Here is a 19315-nt window from a genome sequence, read left to right as displayed (position 1 = left end):
GCACTTATGTTGCTGCTGAGTGCCATATGGCGCCGCCTTACTTCCCTGTGGGTGGTAACTCCTTCAGTAATTCTTTTATAAACAGATCTGCCGCCTTTTTGTGATAGGTTTCTTTTTGCCAAATGATATACGCCCGGCGCTGTAACTCTTTTCCTTCAATAGGAATAGCCACCAGGTTTTTCCATCCCAGTAAGGCCCTTTCGTTAAGTAAGGTGGCCCAATGTCCTTTCTCTACCAGTGATAAAATAGAATGCACATCATTCATTTCAATCTTCACCGAAGGCTGAATTTTATTCTTCTGTAGTACTTCATCCAGCGAATCACGGGCGCTGAAACCCCGCGAGGCAAAGATCAAATCCATACCATTTAAACTTTGCAGGTTGATCTTTTTTAATCCTGCCAGCTTGTTCTTTTTAGACACCGCCACTACAATCCGGGAACGGAACAGCTCACGAGTTTCCAGGTCTTTATAAAACGCATCCTGGTGAAAAGCCAGTACCAGGTCCAGTTCAGACGCTCTTAGCTTATTCTCCAGCTGTTCAGTAGTACCATACTCCACGAATATTTTGATGCCGGGATATTTTACCGGGAAAGTTGCCAGCGCCGGCAACAGGAACGAAGTAAAGGCATACGTAACGCCTATACGTAATTCGCCGCTCAGCATATTCTGCAAATCCTGGATCGCCTGTTTGCCTTTCTCCACATCGAGCAGGATTTGCCGCGCATGCAGCAGGAAAACCCCGCCTGCCTCTGTGAGGTGAACATGCTTGCCGATCCGGTCAAACAATAACATGCCCAGTTCATTTTCCAGCTGCTTGATCTGTTGCGATAAGGTAGACTGGGTAATGTACAGCGCCGCTGCCGCTTCTGTAAAATGCGCCATCTCTGCGGCCTTCACGAAATACATCAGTTGACGGAGTTCCATGCACTAATCGTTTTTATCAATGGATATCATTAAAACAATCTATTTAACAAATATACTTCACTTACCGAAATTTGCACCAGTTCAATAACGGATCAATACCCTAAATATGATTTCTAAATGGATGCTTTTCGTGCTTTAAAATCCCGGAATTTCCGGTTATTCTTCTACGGACAATCAGTTTCACTCATAGGTACCTGGATGCAGAAAACAGCCGTATGCTGGCTGGTATACCGCCTCACCAACTCGGCAGTATTGCTGGGGGTAGTGAGCTTTGTAAGCTTAATTCCTTCCCTGCTCCTGTCGCCATACGCCGGCAGTTATATCGATCGCCATAACCGTTACCGGATCCTGATGATCACGCAAATCATTTCCATGCTGCAGGCAGGCGCACTGGCGCTCATGATCCTGTTGCGTTACTACAATATACCAGGCATCATCTTATTATCGCTGATACAAGGCGTTATCAACGCCTTTGACGTTACCTGCCGGCAATCACTGATGGTGGAAATGGTAGAAAAAAGGGAAGACCTCCCCAACGCCATTGCGCTGAATTCCACGATGTCTAATTTTGCCCGCATTGCGGGGCCTGCGCTGGCAGGGATTATCCTGAGTACTTTCGGGGAAGATATCTGCTTTGTCAGCAATTTCCTGAGCTATGTGCCGGTGCTGATCTCTTTATGGATGATGAAAATTGTACTGCCGCCGGTGATCCGGTCGGACCGGAGCATATGGGCCGAACTAAAAGAGGGTTTTCATTATATCGCCGGTGATAAAGACTTATCGTCGCTCCTGCTCATGCTTTCAGCCAGCAGCCTGTTTGTGATTCCCTTCAATACCCTGATGCCGGTATTTGCCAAAGACATTTTCAATGGCGACGCCAAAACATTCAGCTGGTTTGAAAGTGCCGCAGGTCTTGGATCTATTGCCGCAGCCATTTACATGGCCAAACTAAAGCCGGGCAAGGATCTTGTAAAGCTCCTCATTACTGCCAGTCTTATTTTTTCGCTCAGCGTACTGTTATTGTCGCTGTCGGGCTGGTTGCCGCTGGCACTGGTATTTATGGCGCTTTCCGGCGTCGGTATGATGGCGCAAACCGCGTCTATTAACACATACATTCAAACACATGCTATTCCCACCATGCGCGCAAGGGCTATCAGTTATTATATCATGGCTTTTCAGGGCATTATCCCCGTGGGCAGTTTGCTCACCGGGCTGCTGGCGCATTTTATAGGTCCGCGGTTAACGGTATTTGTAGCAGGTTTGGCGGGCGCCGTGGCTACAGTGGTATTTGTTTATTATCGTAAAAAACTACGCTTTCACCACTACGAAATACAGGGGGATCGTCGCGCCGGTGTGGCAGCATAACTGAAAAAGCCCGGACTGTGAGGATACACCGCCCAGGCTTTTCTTATTAAAATTTAAACGACAAACTTCCGGTAAAGCTTCTCAGCTTCTGTGGGTTTACAGTAGTATAGCCAATCCAGTAATGCTTATCCGTAATGTTATCCATTTTAACCGCTACGCGGAAACGGGGTTGATCATAGAAGATACTACCGTTTAACACGGTGTACGATGGCAATATAAAAGTACCTACCGTTCTGTCGTTCACTATTTTATTGTCACTGGCATAATTACCGCCAAAACCAAAACCAAGACCGTCAGCTACGCCGGCGGATATACGATAACTGAGCCACAGATTAGCCACAGACGGCGCACCGGCAGTACCGGGACGCATTCCTTCCACATCTTTAGCGGCGGCCTCATATTTGGAATCATTATAGGCAAAACCCGCCACAATGTTGAAGCCCTGGAAAGGATTGGCAATTACTTCTGCCTCAAATCCTTTACTCACCTGCGTTCCATCCTGTACAGAGAAATTGGGGTTCGCCATATCCGGACGGAGTACATCTTTTACTTTGATATTATAGTAACTGAGCGTACTGTTAATACGGCCATTCAACAACTGTAATTTCACACCTCCTTCCAGCTGGTTGGCCTGCTCCGGCTTAAACGCTTTCCCCGCAGCACTGGTGCCTACCTGGTTAGTAAACCCGTTCTGATAATTACCGAATATCGAAATCCTGTCCTTCAAAGGCTCATACACGATACCCAGTTTTGGAGAGAAAGCGGTTTGGTTATAACCTCCTTCATAAATACCTTTTACATCATTGTAACTACCCTTGTTATCAAAATAATCCACGCGGATGGCGGCCATGATCATCAGGTTATCGGTCAGGTTCAACAAATCCGATACGTAAGCACTGTAGGTATTGGTAAGGTTCCGGATAGGAAAAGTAAATGCCAAACCGTGATTATTGTACAGCGTATCCAGGTTACGGCGATTGAAATTGGAATAGGTGGGGATATCGCCGTGAGAAGGAATGGTATCATAGGTACCACCACCAAAGAACTGGTTGGCGTTATGATGGAAATAATCCAATCCGCCTACGAAACGGTTTCTCAGGCTGCCGATGTTAAAATCCCCGTTAAAGTTCTGTTGTATTTCCAGGATAGCATCCCTGCTGTTATCTGTAAACTGGTCGTTGCGCGAAATATAATTACTTCCTTTGGCGCCTGCTACGCCGGTAGCTGCGGCATCAGACAGGAGATAAAAATAGGGAGAAGGCCCATCTGAAAAGCTGTTGGTAGAACTGATGTTGGTGCTCATGGACCACTGGTCAGACAACTTATACTTCATCTGCCCGAAAATATTGGTATTACGTGAAGTCTGGTACAGGTCATTCTTTGCATAGGCACGTTTGTAATCTATCTTCAACTCATCGGCGCGGTTGGTGCCCAGATCAGCCATGGGTTGCATATACGGGAAGAAAAACACACCCAAACCGGTATTCTGGCCCGTGGAATATTCTGCATCGAAGAGGAAAGACAGACGGTCGTTGACCCTGTAGGATAAACTGGGCGCGAAGGAGAAGTTTTTGTTAAAGCCATAATCCTGCCAGCTGCCTTCGTAATTATAGGCGGTATTGATTCTCAGCAATACGTCCTTTTCCTTGTCCAGCGGCGTATTTACGTCTGCACTTACGCGATTAAACCCGTAACTGCCCATTGCGTAGGTAATATCTCCGCCAAAATGATCATAAGGCTTTTTGGTAACGCGGTTAATGAGGCCGCCGTAGGAAGTAAGACTGTTACCAAACAAGGTAGCAGACGGCCCCTTGATGACTTCCACCTGCTCCAGGTTATAGGCATCAATTTTAGCGGTCACGTTACCTGCCAGGCCATTGCGCAATTTGCTCTGGGTAATAAACCCGCGGAGGTTATAATAACCGCCACCATCGCCGCCTCTGCCCGTGGCGTCCCACATACGGGTAAGACCCGGTGCATTTTTCAGGGCATCATCCACTGAAAATACCACCTGCTGCAATAACAGTTCTTTTGTGATAGTGCTGTATACCTGTGGGTTTTCCAGGTTTTTCAGCGGCATTTTTGCCACATCATAGCTGGAGGTTTTGATGAGTTTGTTATGGTTACCCGTCACCACCACTTCTTTCAGGGCTTTGCTGGTAACGGCCAGCTGCAACCTGATGGTAGTGGTTTTCCCGGCATTTACCACTACCTGTTCCTCTATGGGGGTGTACCCCATCAGTGTTACGGTGAGGTGATAACTGCCCGGTTTTATGCGGTTAAACACGAAAGATCCATCCGTTTCCGATATCGCGGTTTCATTCGTTTCCTGTAAGAGGATGACGACATCGCTGGCAGGCTTACCATCGGTGGTGATCACTTTTCCCCTGATGGTACCAGCATTCTCCTCTTCTGCCCGCAGGCATACAGGTGAAAAAAGGAGTACGATAAATAAAAAAACTAAGCCGGTTTGCCTGATCATATTTTGCTTTTTTTTGATGGTGCAAAATTGGAGCAGGCAAGACCGGCAATGTAATCGTATCCGGAATTTTATTTACGCAATAGGGAAATGTTTAGCGGATCACCGCTTTGCTAACGCCTTCGCGGGTGATTTTCACCGGTTTGATATAACCGTCTTTATCAAAATACATCCGGTCGATGCAGGTTTCACGGGAATTGGCCGCTTTTTCGGTTAATGGACGGCGGTGGTAAACAATATACCAGCGGTTTTCCTCCGGAATACCGATAACCGAGTGATGACCTGCGCCGGTGGCGATGGTGGCGTCCTGTTCCAGGATTTTGCCGATCCTTTTGAACGGGCCCATCGGGGAATCAGCGATGGCGTAGGCCACGCTGTAGTCCGGGCCTGTCCAGCCGCCTTCAGACCACATAAAGTAGTACTTACCATCTTTTTTGAACATGGTGGGGCCTTCCACGTATTTTTCGGGAGTGATTTCTTTAAAGGTGGTACCGTCTGCAAAGGGAATGAAGCCGGTTAAATCGGGTTTCAGCTGTGCAATATTACAATGTCCCCATCCGCCATAGATCAGGTAATATTTCCCGTCGCTGTCGTGAAACACATACTGGTCGATGGGTTGCGCCTTATTAATGATCTTATCCACCAGTGGTTTGCCAAGATAGTCTTTAAACGGACCGGCAGGATTGTCGGCCACCGCCACGCCAATGCCGCCAGTTTCTTCGTTGTTTTGTATATCGTTGGCGCCAAAGAACAGGTAATACTTATTCGCTATTTCTATGATGGACGGCGCCCATACGGCGCGTTTGGCCCATTTCACCGAAGCGGTATCGAGGATGTGCGGGTGTTTTGTCCAGTTAACCAGGTCGGGTGACGAGAAAGCGTCGAAGAACACCTGTTTTTCGTAAGCAGCAGAATAAGTAGGATAAATCCAGTATTCCTTACCAAATACCACTCCCTCCGGATCGGCGTACCAGCCCGGGAATACGGGGTTTCCGGATAACTTATCCAGCTTTTTCTGCTGGGCCATTGTAACATGCGTACTTCCTGCGAGCAACAACAGGGCTATCAATCTTTTCATGTAACCAGATTTTATGAATCGTTAAAAATAATAAAAATCGTTGGCCGTTCTTAAGAGATGAAAAATATCTGCTATATTTTTTCATAATTTTATCGTTCAGAAAGGCATTTACATGAAGCGGGGAAAAAAAGTAATCAGGCTATTCCTGATCATCACAGGCGTTTTTTTGTTGGTGATGACAATAGCCGGCGGTATCTTATACAGTCAACAGGAGCGGCTTACGCAGTTGGCGGTGAAGGAATTGAATAAGCAGTTTGCGGGGGAGCTGGTCATCACAAAAAGTAGTATTTCTCCATTCAGCAACTTCCCATATATTTCTATTGCCCTGCACGACGTTCGTTTTTTTGCAGATAAAAAAATGCAGGGGCAACCACTGTACCAGGTAGAACGCCTGTACGTGGGCTTCAGCTTACCGGATATCCTCCGGCAGCGCTACAACGCCCGCATTATTGTGCTGGCCAATGGCCGTGTGCATGTGGCCCGTTATGCCAACGGCGATGTAGACCTGATCAAAGCCCACGAATTCAAAAGTACCGGTCCGGCTGCGCCGGCCGACTCCAGCGAAGACCTTAGCCTGGACCTGAAAAAAATAATCCTGAAAAATATTGATGTCAGTTACTTCGACGGCATATCCGGCCTGAAAGTGAACACTCATATAGATAAGATAAAAACAGCTTTCGCGATGGATTCCGCCCGTGTCGCCATCGATATGGACAGTAAGCTGGAAATAGACGTCACCGGGAAATCCGATACCACCCTTTTCCGGCACAAACAACTGAACTTTAAACTGGCAGCTGTTTACGACAAGCAGCAAAAACAGCTGACCCTGCCTCCCGGCACTATCCGGCTGGAACAGGCCTCGCTGCAACTGCAGGGAGTAGTCAGCGAACATTTTGTGGACCTGAAAGTGAAAGGCGATAAGCCGGATCTGAATCTCCTGCTGGCCATGGTGCCGGCAAACGTGGCTATGATGCTGGATAAATACCGTCATGATGGCCGCGTCTTTTTCGATGGCATTATCAAAGGCGCTATTGGCAAAGGCATCATGCCTTTAATGGAATTTAATTTTGGCTGCGAAAATGTATGGTTCCTGAATAAGAAGATCGACCGGAAAGTAGACCAGCTGGGCTTCAAAGGGTTTTATACCAATGGCGCCTCACATAACCTGCAAACATCCGAACTGCATATACTGAACTTCAACGCCAAACCGGGAAGCGGCATATTCAAAGGCAACTTTGTGATGAAAAATTTCACCGATCCGCAAATCCTGATGCAGTTATATTCAGAGTTGAACCTGCGCTTCGTGGGCGAGTTCCTCGGCATCAAAGACCTTGAACAGATCAGCGGTGAAATCAAGCTGAATATGAACTTCCGGGAAATAGTGGATATGCGCATACCGGAGGAGAGCCTGGCAAAACTGAAAGACGGCGTACAAAGTGAGCTCACTGTTAAAAACCTTGAATTCCGTATCCCCGGCTATCACCTGCCGGTACGCAATATGAATGTGCATGCCCAAATTCAGCAGGGACGGCTGCAGCTGGATTCCATTGCTTTTCGTATAGGCAGCTCCGATATACTGGCGAAGGGCGGTGTCAGTGATGTACCGGCGCTGTTTCACCAGCAGGATAAACCGGTGGCCGTGAATTTCAGTGCTTCAAGCAAGCGTTTGCAGCTGGGAGAATTATATAAATTTGATTCCACCCACCCCATTTTATCCAAAGAAGTAATTACCGGGTTTAATATCGGCCTGGCGTTTGAAACGTCGGTAAAAGAATTACTGCATCCCAATCCCTTGCCCAAAGGAACTTTCAAGGTAGAAAAGCTGTACGCCCAATTCCAGCAATACCCGCATGCCCTGCATGATTTTAACGCGGCGGTGATGATCAACGACACCAGCCTGCGAGTGTCTAACTTTAGTGGAAACATCGACAGCACCAGCTTTGCACTCAAAGGAAGGTTAAATAACTATCTCATCTGGTTTGATAAAATTAAAAAAGGAAACACGGAAGTAGCATTCGATTTTAAGTCGGACCGCCTGGCCGTAAATGACCTGATAAGTGAACGTGGACACAAATTCATTCCGCAGGGATATTGGTATGAAGAAGCCAACAATGTGTGGCTGCGGAGTAAAATGAGCATAAAATATGATACTGCTTTTAAACGGATAGATGCCCGCATCGCCAATATTTCCGGCACACTGAAACAACATCCTTTCAAAGTGGAAAATGTGACCGGGCGTATACGCTACGGCAATAACCGCTTTATTGTGGTAGATACGCTCACCGGTAAAGTAGGCCGTACCGATTTCAACCTGAACATGCGCTATGCTACCGGCAAAAGTAAACGCCAGTTAAAACGCAGCAATTACTTCCGGTTTAAATCTGATATGCTGGATATTGATGAACTGATGAACTATGATTTTAGTGAGCACCCGGTGGCCGGCGCTGCACCTGCGCGGCGTACCACTGTAAAAGAAAACGACTCGCTCCATGCCACCGGCTTCAATGTATTTAATATTCCTTTTTCAGAATTTGAAACACAGGTGGATGTAAAGAAGATCAAATACAAGAAGCTGTGGCTGAAAAATGTGCTTGCGAATATTCATATGCGGGAAGACCAGAAAATAAAAGTAGACACTATTGCGATGAATATTGCCGGCGGACATATTGCCATGCGTGGCATGTTCAATGCAGCTGACCCGAAGAAACTGTATTTTCGCAGCGGCATCTATCTCAAAAATGTGGACATCTCCAAACTGCTCATCAAGTTTGATAACTTCGGGCAGGACTTTGTACTCAACAACAACCTGAAAGGTATACTGAGCGGGAATATCAAAAGCTATGTGCGCATGCATCCCGATCTTACGCCGGTGCTGAGTGAAACGGAATCGCAGATGGATATTGAAATCACCAATGGCACCCTGCTGGATTTTGGTCCTATGCAGGCCATGGCCGGTTACTTTAAAGATAAGAACCTCCGCATGGTACGCTTTGATACCCTGCGCAATAAGCTAACCCTGAAAAACGGAACGCTCGTTATCCCGAATATGAACATCAATTCTTCGCTCGGCTATATCGAGGTTTCGGGCAACCAGTCGCTGGACATGAATATGAACTACTACCTCCGCATCCCGATGAAGATGGTGACCCAGGTAGGCTTCCAGGCGCTGTTTGGCCGGAAGCAGGAAGAAGTGAACGTAGACCAGGTCGATGAAATTGAATACCGGGATAAAGATAAAAAGGTGCGTTTTATGAACATCAACATTTCCGGTACCCCAGATAAATACAAGATAGCCCTTAAAAAAGCAAAGAAAACTTCTTAGGGCATTACAGATGCCCGCTGGCGGGTAATGTAGGCGATCCTGCTTTTTATTTCCTCTTCACTGGTTTTGTCGGCCACCAGGTTTTTGCCGTTATATTTTTTATATAACGGGGAGATGTTACCCGGCTGGAACTGCACTTGTTCTACGGATGCCACGATACCCGGAATGACTGCGCCGAACCAATGATCGTCCGGTTGTTGTTTCCAGGTGACCAATGTAAGCAGGGCGTCTGCCGGATAAGTGGCTGCACCTTTTCTTGCACTGGCTACTGCCCGTTCGTTGCCATACAGGGTACTCATGGTCTGATCTTTCTGGATACCGCTGGCGATCACCTTCCATTCATTCAGCTTCAGGCCCAGTGTATCCGGCAGTGAGGCAGCCGTGTGCTGCGTAGGGGTAGTGAATACAAAATCGTTGTTGCGCATAGGTTGGTGGCAGTTAACACATTCCATGGTGAACATGGCATTTTTACCATAGGGCTTCAGCGCGGTTCCTTTCCAGCGCGCCCATCCCCAGCCTTTGGTGGAAGCATATTTATGGCTGTCTTTAATCATAAATTCTACCTGTTTAAACTCCCCCGGCGTAATATTCCCGGCGGCATCAGGAAGTTCATCCCAGGCTATTTTTGCGAAAGCGGTACCATCGGGCCAGGGATTGGTCTGGTGTTCCCGGATGGCCTTCACGGCGATGTCATTCCCGGTGATGACCCGCATGGTGCCGTTGTCCAGTCGCTGTGTGCTGCTGATAGCTTCCCAGTTCTTATACTCCGGCATATAGGTGATACCGTTAGGCACGGGCAATACCTTTACAACAGGGCTATCCGGATGCCAGGCGGCATATTGAAGGTTGGCGGCGGCGGCTTTATTACTGTCTGGTTTCAGGGGAGCAAGTTGTGTGGCCAGGTAGTTTTTCAGGATGCTGATCTCATCATTTGTAAGGCGTGCCGCGGGATGGAGAGCCGTGTATTGCGACAGTGGCATTACATTGAACTGCATCTGGTTGAGGGATTCAAACAGTTTCCCTTTTTGCTGGTCTTTCGGTATACTGTCCCAGCTGGAGAAATTAAGTACCCGCCGGCCTTCCGTGATATGACCGGCCACCAGCCAGATAGCAGGCGAAATCTGGTCGAACCACGCCAGGTGTGTTTCATTTGAGTGGCAGTCGTAGCAGGCTTTCCGCAACACAGCGCTGACTTCCGGCGGAACATCCGGTTCGCCTGTAACGGGTGGATGGGTAATACGCGGCCGGATAAACTGTACGGCGATAAAACAGCCAATCGCCACCAGCAGTATTACTTTCCATTTTTTATACCGTTTCATAAGGTCGACGTTTATATTTATGGCAAAGTAAATTCCCTTGTTCACCATAACCAGTATTTTTAGGTGAACCGGGCAAATGAGGGTGTGAACCAGGATAAATTAACAATGAACCCGGGCATATAGTTGCTGCCGCCTGGCAATAAGTGCTGCTGCCTGTCCGGAAATGAACACTTCTCCCGTAAAAACGGACAACCTTAATTATCCAAATAACTCATTATCAATATAAAATGCTATGGCATTATCTTGGCCGGAGCTAGTCGCACTACTCCCAAATGTGTACAAATGATGATGCTAAAAAATTATATTAAGATCTCATTCAGACATCTCTGGAAAAACAAAACTTACAGCTTTCTGAATATTTTCGGACTGGCCATTGGCCTGGTCTGCGCCGGTGTAATTTTTTTATGGGTAGAAGATGAAGTTACCTACGACAGCTCTCACGTAAAAAAAGACAGGATATACCAGGTGTGGGAAAACTGGAATTATGATGGTAACATCCGCACATTTACCTCTACGCCTGCCCTGCTGGCCGATGCAATGAAGACAGAAATACCGGGTATTACGCAAACCTGCCGTACCTCAGAACAGACGACCAACCTGTTATTCACGTTCGGAGATAAAAAAATGTATGCCGGCGGTATTTATGTGGATGCCAGCCTCTTTAATATTTTCACGCTTCCTTTTACAGAAGGCAATGCTGCTGTTCCGTTTCCGCAGTTATACTCCATTGTGATCACTGAAAAAACCGCCCGGAAATTTTTTGGCGACACAAAGAATATAGTGGGTAAAACCATTACGGTCGATAATGCGCAGCCATATGTGGTATCCGGGGTAATAAAAGATATCCCGGAAAATTCCACACTGAAATTTGAATGGGTAGCTCCTTTTGAGATCTTTTTCAACCAAAATCCTTATCTGAAAAACTGGGGCGCCAATTCTGTTGACACATATGCCGAACTGGCTCCCCATGCAGATCTGACCGCTATTAACCATAAACTTCAAAACTTCATTGCAGCGCACAATCCCGGCGCCATTAACCAGGCCTTCCTGTTCAGTATGAACAACTGGCGGTTGCGCGATCAGTTCACTGATGGAAAACAAAGTGGTGGCCGCATAGAGTATGTCCGTCTGTTTTCCCTGATTGCCTGGATCATTTTATTCATTGCCTGCATTAATTTCATGAACCTGTCTACCGCGCGCAGTGAAAAACGTGCAAAAGAAGTGGGCATCCGCAAAGTAGTGGGTGCCGGAAAAAGTAGGCTCATCACGCAATTTATCGGTGAAGCATTGTTTATGTCAATGCTGGCAGCGGTGATGGCGGTGCTGCTGCTATTCCTGGTGCTGCCCGCATTTAATGCGCTGGTAGATAAGCGCCTCAGCGTGGGGCTGAATGAACCGATGCATCTTATCTGGTTGCTGGGGATTACGCTGATTTGCGGCGTACTGGCAGGCAGCTATCCGTCGCTGTACCTGTCTTCCTTTAACCCGGTTTTTGTGTTAAAAGGTATTAGATCGAAGACCGGCAGTGCCGCCTTTGTCCGTAAAGGGTTGGTGATTGCGCAGTTCAGTGTTTCCATTACGCTCATCATTTGCACGGCTATCATTTACCAGCAGATCCAGCATGTGAAGAAGCGGAACCTCGGTCTTAATAAAGATAATCTTATTTCCATGCAGCTTCAGGGAACGATGAAGCAGAACTTTGCCGCCATTAAAACAGCCTTGCTGGCTACCGGCGTGATAGAAAATGCCGCATTGGCGGACCAGGTTACTTTATACGGCGGCAACAACACCGACGATATCAGCTGGAGCGGAAAATCGCCTACTGATAAAATCCTTGTTTCCCAGCGGCGCATAAGCCCGGAGTTTATTCAAACTACCGGCATGAAGATAGTGGCTGGCAGCGACTTTAAACCGGTGGCTGCTGCCAATGGCATGGATGTGCTGATCACCGAATCGTTGGAACAGCTGATGGGTAAAGGAAGCGCTGTAGGCAAAACTATTAACACACCATTCAGCGCCGATTCTGTCATTCATTCCCGTGTAGCGGGTGTAGTGAAAAACTATGTATATGGCAATATGTATGGCTCACCTGATCCTGTGGTGTTCTATTGTGTCCCTGATGGCGCCAACCTCCTGTATGTGCGCATGAATGCGGGTACAGATAAGGAAACAGCGCTTCATAAAATCGGCGATGTGATGAAGCAGTTGAATCCGGCTTATCCGTTTACTTACCAGTTTGTGGACGACCAGTTTAACGAGATGTTTACCAATGAAACGTTGATGCAGCAGCTTTCCCGGCTGTTTGCCACGTTGGCTATTGTGATCAGCTGTCTGGGCTTATTTGGACTGGCCGCATATACCGCTGAGCGCAGAACCAAAGAAATAGGCATCCGCAAAGTGCTTGGCGCCAGTGTATCCGGCATTACGCGCCTGCTTTCTGCCGATTTCCTGAAGCTGGTGGGCATTGCCGCGCTGATTGCCTTCCCGGTGGCGTGGTACACCATGGACCAGTGGTTGCAGAAATTCCCTTACCGCGTCTCTATCCATTACTGGGTATTTGTGCTGGCTGGTGTGGCCGCCATGCTCATTGCCCTGCTCACGATCAGCTTCCAGAGCATAAAAGCAGCACTGATGAATCCCGTCAGCAGCTTAAAGGCAGAATAACACAAATGCCCCTATAAGTAATTCCGGCGGGGAGGTTTGATCTCAAACCTCCCCGCTTTCTTTTAAGGCATTTGTTTACTTACTACTAAGTAAGTATATTTGTGCCGCAAACGGCAAAGTATGTCTGAAACAAAAGATAAAATAGTGGCGCTGGCCGACCGCCTGGTGAGGACCAAAGGATTTAATGCCTTTAGTTACAAAGACATTTCAGGACCGCTGGAGATAAAAAATGCGGCGGTGCATTATCATTTCCCGGCGAAAGCCGACCTGGGTGTGGAAATAGTAGACCAGGACATTGCGAAATTTATTGCGCAAACGAACAAGTGGAAAAGTTTACCGGAAGAAGAACAACTGGTGAAGCTGACGGAAGTATTCCGCCGGCACAGCAAAGAAGGTAATATCTGTTTGATGGGCTCTCTCGCTCCGGATTTTGAGACGCTGGAACCGGCTATGCAGGCGAAAGTACAGGAAATGGCCAGCGGCATTCTCGCCTGGCTTACGCGGTGCCTCGAAGAAGGCCGGAAAAAGAAACGCATTCACTTTAAAGGCGCCGCCAACACGCGTGCGCTCATTATCATATCCAATTTGCAGGCCTCCCTTCTTTTATCGAGGGTGATGGGACCATCGGCTTTCCGCCACATTGCGGAGCAGCTGCTGGACGACCTGCGTCATAAATAACCAGCTATGAAAAGAGTTGTCATAACAGGAATGGGTACCGTATCCCCTATTGGTAACAATGTTACCGATTTCTGGAATAGTCTTGTTACCGGTAAAAGCGGCGCTGCCACCATCAGTCACTTTGATGCCAGCCGCTTCCGCACACAGTTTGCACACGAGCTGAAAGGCTTCGTCCCCGGCGCGTTGCTCGACAAAGGAGAAGTGCGCAAAACGGACCCGTTTACGCAGTATGCGCTCGTAGCGGCCGACCAGGCGGTGAAAGATTCGGGGTTGGACTTCAGCACCATGGATCCTTTTGATACCGGTGTGATCTGGGGCTCCGGGCAGGGCGGTATGCAAACGTTCGAAGAACAGGTTACTGAATATGTTTCCGGCGATTTTAATCCCCGTTTCAGCCCATATTTTGTGCCCAAGCTTATCACCAATATGGCATCAGGCATGATCTCCATTAAATATGGCCTGATGGGCATTAATTATACAACGGTATCGGCCTGCGCCACTTCCAATACCGCTATCATGGATGCGTTAACGTATATCCGTTTGGGTAAGGCGAAGGTAATTGTAACCGGCGGCTCCGAAGCGCCCATTACATCGGCATCTGTAGGTGGCTTCTGCGCCATGAAAGCCATGTCGGTGCGCAATGATGATCCCACCACCGCCTCACGTCCTTTCGACGTACACCGCGATGGCTTTGTGATGGGAGAAGGCGCCGGCGCACTCATACTGGAAGAGTATGAACATGCCAAAGCCAGGGGCGCACGCATTTATGCCGAAGTAGCCGGTGCAGCCATGACCGCCGATGCCTATCACATGACGGCCACCCATCCGGAAGGACTGGGCGCCCTGCGGGCCATGCAGCTGGCATTGGAAGACGCCGGGCTGAATAAAGAAGAAGTGGATTACCTGAATGCACACGCCACCTCCACACCCGTGGGCGACCTGAGCGAAATAGCCGCTATCGGCAAAATGTTCGGAGCCGCACCGTCGCACCTGCACATCAGCGCCACCAAATCCATGACCGGCCACTTGCTTGGCGCCGCCGGCGCCATAGAAGCCATCGCCAGCGTCATGAGCATTCAGAAAGGCATCATCCCTCCCACCATCAATACACAGGAACTGGATGCCGCCATCCCTTCCACCTTACAGATCGTACTGGGAACCGCCATAGAAAAAACGGTGAACGTAGCCATGAGCAATACCTTCGGCTTCGGCGGACATAACGGCATCGTCGTTTTCCGCAAAGCCTAGCGGAGGTTGTCTTGGCTCAGGATTACACTGATTTTATTGATTTAGGGGATTTGAATACTTTGGATTTTTAAGTGATTTAAGAAGATATAAGCGGATCTTTTAAAAGATTTTTGAAATGATTTTTGAAAAATATAATTGATATACCCGCTTATATCTCCCAAAATCATTTAAAAATCCAAAGTATTCAAATCCCCTAAATCAATAAAATCAGTGTAATCCTGAGAAAGACAACCTTCGCGCGCTTTATCACGCAAAACACCCACTCCGTCACATTAATCCCCGCCTGCATCACAACTCCGGAAATACGTGCCGGGAAAATTCCATCTTTCGGGAAATAATAACCCGGTATGAAAAAAATATTCCTGGTGTTTCTGGTATTCCTGGCCTTCCTGGTGCTATGTGGTGGTGGTGCAGGTGTGATGGCACAAACAAACCAAGGCCTGGTTTCCTTCGGGCAACCCGATAGCATATATTCTGATGTGCTAAAAGAAAATAGGCCCTTATGGATCTATACGCCTTCGGCTGATACCAGCTATTCTGCAAAGCCGGCGTTCCCGGTGGTATATGTGCTGGACGGTGATTTTCACTTTTCCTCCCTGCAATCAATGATCCTGCAGCTAAGCGCCATTAATGGGAATACGGCACTGCCACGGATGATCATTGTTGGCATTCCGAATACCGGTGGTAACCGGATGCGCGACCTCACACCCACACGCGACTCCGCGTATCCGGGTTCCGGCGGTGGCGAGGCTTTCACGGAATTTCTTGGTAAAGAACTCATTCCCTATATCGATAAAAAATACGCCACGGCCCCCTACCGTACGCTGATAGGACACTCCCTCGGCGGACTGATGGTGGTGAACACGCTATTGTATCATCCTGCGCTGTTTAACGGTTATATCGCCATTGATCCGAGCATTTCCTGGAATAAAGGCCAGGTGCTTGCAGCAGCCAACAGGCAACTGCAGCAGTCATTTAAAGGCAAAAACTTATACCTCGCAGTAGCCCATACCATGAAGCCCGGACTGGATACTGTACAATTAAGAAAAGATAACGATCGGGGATCTGTTCATACCAGCGCTATTCTTAACTTAACCGATTTCCTGAGAAAATTTCCCGGTAACCAGCTCAGGTGGAGTTATAAATATTATGAAGATGATGACCATAACTCGATACCACTCGTGGGAGAATACGACGGATTAAGGTTCCTGTTTCCTCATCACCGCTTTCCTACTTATCTCTATACTGATGACAGCTGCCCGGTGGATTCGTTAAAAACACTTATCACCAGGCATTTCGATATTTTGTCGAAAGACATGGGCTACCGGGTACGCCCCTACGAACCTACCTTTAATGAACTTGGCTACCACCACCTGCAACAGAAAAATTTTGATAAATCTAAAATGTTCTTTCAGCTGAACATAGATTATTACCCGGAAAGCTTTAATACGTATGATAGTATGGGAGATTATTACCTGGAGAGGAAAGATACTGTAAATGCTAACATCTTCTGGAAAGAAGCGCTGAGCATCCGGTCTTCAAAGGAAATTAAAGATAAGGTGGAGAGCGTGAATAATACTCCGCCACGTTGAGGGTTACTATTGTTTGAAAAAAGGGGCTGCAGTCACAGCCCCTTTTTATTTGTTATGGTAAGGTATTGAAATTAATTACCGGCGCAGTACCCGATGGGGTACGGGTAAGCGGCGTATTGATTTTTACAAAGTTAGAGAAGAAGCCACAGTTGCGCAGGTAGAACTTTGTGGATTCCACGCCACCGGCAAAGTCCATACGCGACTGGGATGCAGCAGTAGCATCGCCTGTAAACTGTGCCTTTGTTAACTCATACCAGGTGCCATTGGTATCTCTTGCCCATTGATTGCCGTACTGTGCTTTCCTGCCGATGTAACCGGTTTCGGTGGAGAAATTTTCCAGGAAAGAATACAGCCCGGTCAGATATGTATTGGTTTGCGGACGTCTGAAACTGGCAATCAGCTGCCAGGCGCCGGTTTCAGGGGCGTAAAACCAGGAAGTGAATTCCGTTTTGTTATTGGCCACCGGCACGGCATGCGTTAAAAAGCGATAAGTAGTTCCTGCCTGCCAGTTGTATACCAGGTAGCTTTGTCCGCCTGCACCTTCGTTGCCAAAAGAACCCGTTTGTACATTAGGGCCTTTGCGCAATAATTCAATCTTCAGTGAATCCGGGATGCTATTGGGATCATCTGTATCGGCAGGACTCCAAACTGAAAACAACACCCTTCTTTCCGTAGTACTGTTTACCTGTATGCCAAAATATCCCTGGCTAAAGCCGTTGGACATAAAGTAAGATCCAACCGGATCCTGGCCGGTGGGTACGGTTACTTCATTATAAAACCATTCAACGTTTTTACCTGCCGGCGGCGTATAGCCGAGGTGTACAGAGGGACCTCTCCTGCCCCAGTATACATCGTTTTGAATGTAGTTGAGCCGGCCACTGGTGGCGGCGCCGCTGATGTACAGGTCGGACAGGTCGGCGAAGTAGCTGCCCGTTTTGGATACACCCTGGAAATCAACTTTCACATAGCCGGTATCCGTTAGGTTAAAATCGCCCACATCAATGGTGTGGTAGTTGCCGCCGGAGGCGGTAATGGTTTTCGACTGGCCCGCGGCTGTTATTTTCAGCTGGCTGCTGCCACCCGGTACTTTACCACGCAATGCAAGGTGCAGGTTGCCCGTGGCGCTGGTGCGAAAGTAAGCGCTGAATACAGAACTGCTGCTGGTCCAGTTGGCCAGGCCATAGTCCACCACTACTTCTGCAGCACCAGCGCTGCTTTGTGTTAACCAGGCGTTGCTGCCCAATGCCACGGCAACATCCGTAATGCCGGAAGCTTTAACGGTGGCGGGCGACAGGCTGTCTTTCGGAGATTCGCCGGAGGCAAAATAGTTCTTTGAACAAGACGCGAGGGTGAGGCATCCGAATGCGAACGCAAGCGATAATTTTGGTTTCATTGCACTGTATGTTTGGTTAAAAAAGACAAATGGGCTCACAGATTTTTTCGTACGCTCTTCTACGTGGTATACCTTGAATTTAGTTACTGTGATGGTTATACGGAAATACTGCCGCCCAATTATGACATTGTAATGACGCCTGTATTTTACGGGATGGGGCAATTGTGTTTTTTATCTCCCGAAAAAATACCGGTAAAGGCATAGGGGTATATGGGGTGTATGGTGTCTTCCTCTAAAGCAATAAATATCACTCATGACGAATCAACAACGCATACATAAACAGCCAGCGCAACAAAAGAAAATATATACCTGTTTGTTACTCGCCTTATTCGCCTTTGCGCCTCTGCAACGCCTCTGGGCCCAGCTGGGCGCCACTTCCCTCAATGGTCCCGGCATTGGGATCAGCGTGGATTACTTACCTCCCTCCCGTTATATCAGGCCGGAAGACAGTGTGAAAACAAGGTCCACTACCTCGCAGCAACGCTATAATTTTGGCGCTGTATTTATGCTGAGCAACCAGGTGGATACCGCTACGGGAAAGGTGCGTACCTGGAACCTCGCGGCCTCCGGCAGTTATACCAAACTGGTCAGCGAAGATTATGATCACCGGATCTTTCCGGAAGAACTATTGGAAACACAGCTGGCACTCCTGCATTTCCGGAGTATCGGTAACCGTTGGGGTATGCTGAGTATGTTATCTGCCGGGGTTTTCACTGATATGAAAAAGATCAACGGGGAAGATATTTTTATTAACGGAGGCGTAATATTTATAAAACAACATAACAAGCGGTTCTCCTATGGTATAGGCGCTATGCTCACCAATAGTTTTGGCACGCCTATGATATTGCCTGCATTACTCATTAAGTACCAAACAGCCGGCAGGTACAGGATAGATGTTAATTTCCCGGAGAAGATCAGTGTATCCAGCAGTCTGAATAAACAAACGGACCTGGCGCTGGCATTCCGTATGCGCGGTTCTTCGTATGATGTGGAGAATGCGCGGGATAAAAAACGGCTGATGGGTTATGCTGAAATAAGTGTAGGACTGGAGAATACCTGGCACCTGAACCGGCATATCGATTTTGTGGCATCGGGGGGCAGTATCCTTTACAGCGGCGCTACTTTTAAGGAGAAAAATTTATCTGAGATGTTTGCAGATAAACCGATGCATCGTTTTGCGACCAATTACTTTTTCAGTGGCGGACTGCGATGGAACTTCCAGCCGCGTAAATAAAAAAACCGGTGGCTGTTT

Annotated in this window: 12 protein-coding genes; 7 read left to right on the top strand and 5 right to left on the bottom strand. The window is 47.9% G+C overall.

Translation table 11 applies throughout. The features are described 5' to 3' along the window. Positions 1–37: 37 nt before the first annotated feature. A complete protein-coding gene (locus AB6805_RS15310) occupies positions 38–925 on the bottom strand; it encodes a LysR substrate-binding domain-containing protein (protein WP_370910299.1) in 888 nt (295 codons plus the stop codon). 117 nt (positions 926–1042) lie between these two features. Here AB6805_RS15310 and AB6805_RS15305 point away from each other — a divergent pair, with 117 nt between their 5' ends. After that, complete coding sequence (locus AB6805_RS15305; protein ID WP_370910298.1) at positions 1043–2290, top strand: MFS transporter; 1248 nt, start codon at positions 1043–1045, stop codon at positions 2288–2290. Positions 2291–2336: 46 nt separating this feature from the next. Here the strand turns inward: AB6805_RS15305 and AB6805_RS15300 are convergent, their stop codons facing one another. Together AB6805_RS15300 and AB6805_RS15295 are read right to left on the bottom strand one after the other, a co-directional pair. Next, a complete protein-coding gene (locus tag AB6805_RS15300) occupies positions 2337–4772 on the bottom strand; it encodes a TonB-dependent siderophore receptor (protein ID WP_370910297.1) in 2436 nt (811 codons plus the stop codon). A 91-nt stretch (positions 4773–4863) separates the two neighbouring features. Next, a complete protein-coding gene (locus tag AB6805_RS15295) occupies positions 4864–5847 on the bottom strand; it encodes a glycoside hydrolase family 43 protein (RefSeq protein WP_370910296.1) in 984 nt (327 codons plus the stop codon). A 112-nt stretch (positions 5848–5959) separates the two neighbouring features. Between AB6805_RS15295 and AB6805_RS15290 the strand changes: the two genes are divergently transcribed. Continuing rightward, a complete protein-coding gene (locus tag AB6805_RS15290) occupies positions 5960–9169 on the top strand; it encodes an AsmA-like C-terminal region-containing protein (RefSeq protein ID WP_370910295.1) in 3210 nt (1069 codons plus the stop codon). Here AB6805_RS15290 and AB6805_RS15285 read toward each other — a convergent pair. Then, positions 9166–10488 carry a cytochrome P460 family protein gene (locus AB6805_RS15285; protein WP_370910294.1) on the bottom strand — a complete coding sequence of 441 codons (1323 nt, stop codon included), beginning with the start codon at positions 10486–10488 and terminating at the stop codon, positions 9166–9168. The two genes, AB6805_RS15290 and AB6805_RS15285, sit on opposite strands and share 4 nt — an antisense overlap. 282 nt (positions 10489–10770) lie before the next feature. On the opposite strand from AB6805_RS15285, the gene AB6805_RS15280 reads away from it, so the two are divergent. The 4 genes from AB6805_RS15280 (at position 10771) to AB6805_RS15265 (ending at position 16670) form a co-directional block, all read left to right on the top strand. After that, positions 10771–13152, top strand: a complete 2382-nt coding sequence (locus AB6805_RS15280) for an ABC transporter permease (protein WP_370910293.1) — start codon at positions 10771–10773, stop codon at positions 13150–13152. 120 nt (positions 13153–13272) lie between these two features. Next, on the top strand, positions 13273–13830 hold the full coding sequence (locus tag AB6805_RS15275) for a TetR/AcrR family transcriptional regulator (RefSeq protein WP_370910292.1): 558 nt from the start codon (positions 13273–13275) through the stop codon (positions 13828–13830). Positions 13831–13836: 6 nt separating this feature from the next. Continuing rightward, a complete protein-coding gene (fabF, locus tag AB6805_RS15270) occupies positions 13837–15078 on the top strand; it encodes a beta-ketoacyl-ACP synthase II (RefSeq protein ID WP_370910291.1) in 1242 nt (413 codons plus the stop codon). Between the two features lie 347 nt (positions 15079–15425). Beyond that, positions 15426–16670, top strand: a complete 1245-nt coding sequence (locus tag AB6805_RS15265) for an alpha/beta hydrolase-fold protein (RefSeq protein WP_370910290.1) — start codon at positions 15426–15428, stop codon at positions 16668–16670. Between the two features lie 52 nt (positions 16671–16722). Here AB6805_RS15265 and AB6805_RS15260 read toward each other — a convergent pair whose 3' ends face one another. Then, positions 16723–18063 (bottom strand): DUF3472 domain-containing protein, encoded by a 1341-nt coding sequence (locus tag AB6805_RS15260; RefSeq protein WP_370910289.1) that lies wholly within the window; start codon positions 18061–18063, stop codon positions 16723–16725. 253 nt (positions 18064–18316) lie between these two features. Here AB6805_RS15260 and AB6805_RS15255 point away from each other — a divergent pair, with 253 nt between their 5' ends. After that, positions 18317–19297 (top strand): DUF6268 family outer membrane beta-barrel protein, encoded by a 981-nt coding sequence (locus tag AB6805_RS15255; protein WP_370910288.1) that lies wholly within the window; start codon positions 18317–18319, stop codon positions 19295–19297. The last annotated feature ends 18 nt before the right edge of the window (positions 19298–19315 follow it).

Origin of the sequence: Chitinophaga sp. RCC_12 (assembly GCF_041360695.1) — a bacterium.
Classification (GTDB): domain Bacteria; phylum Bacteroidota; class Bacteroidia; order Chitinophagales; family Chitinophagaceae; genus Chitinophaga.
Note: the sequence above shows the minus strand (reverse complement) of the source record. Positions and strands in the feature narration are given on the sequence as shown.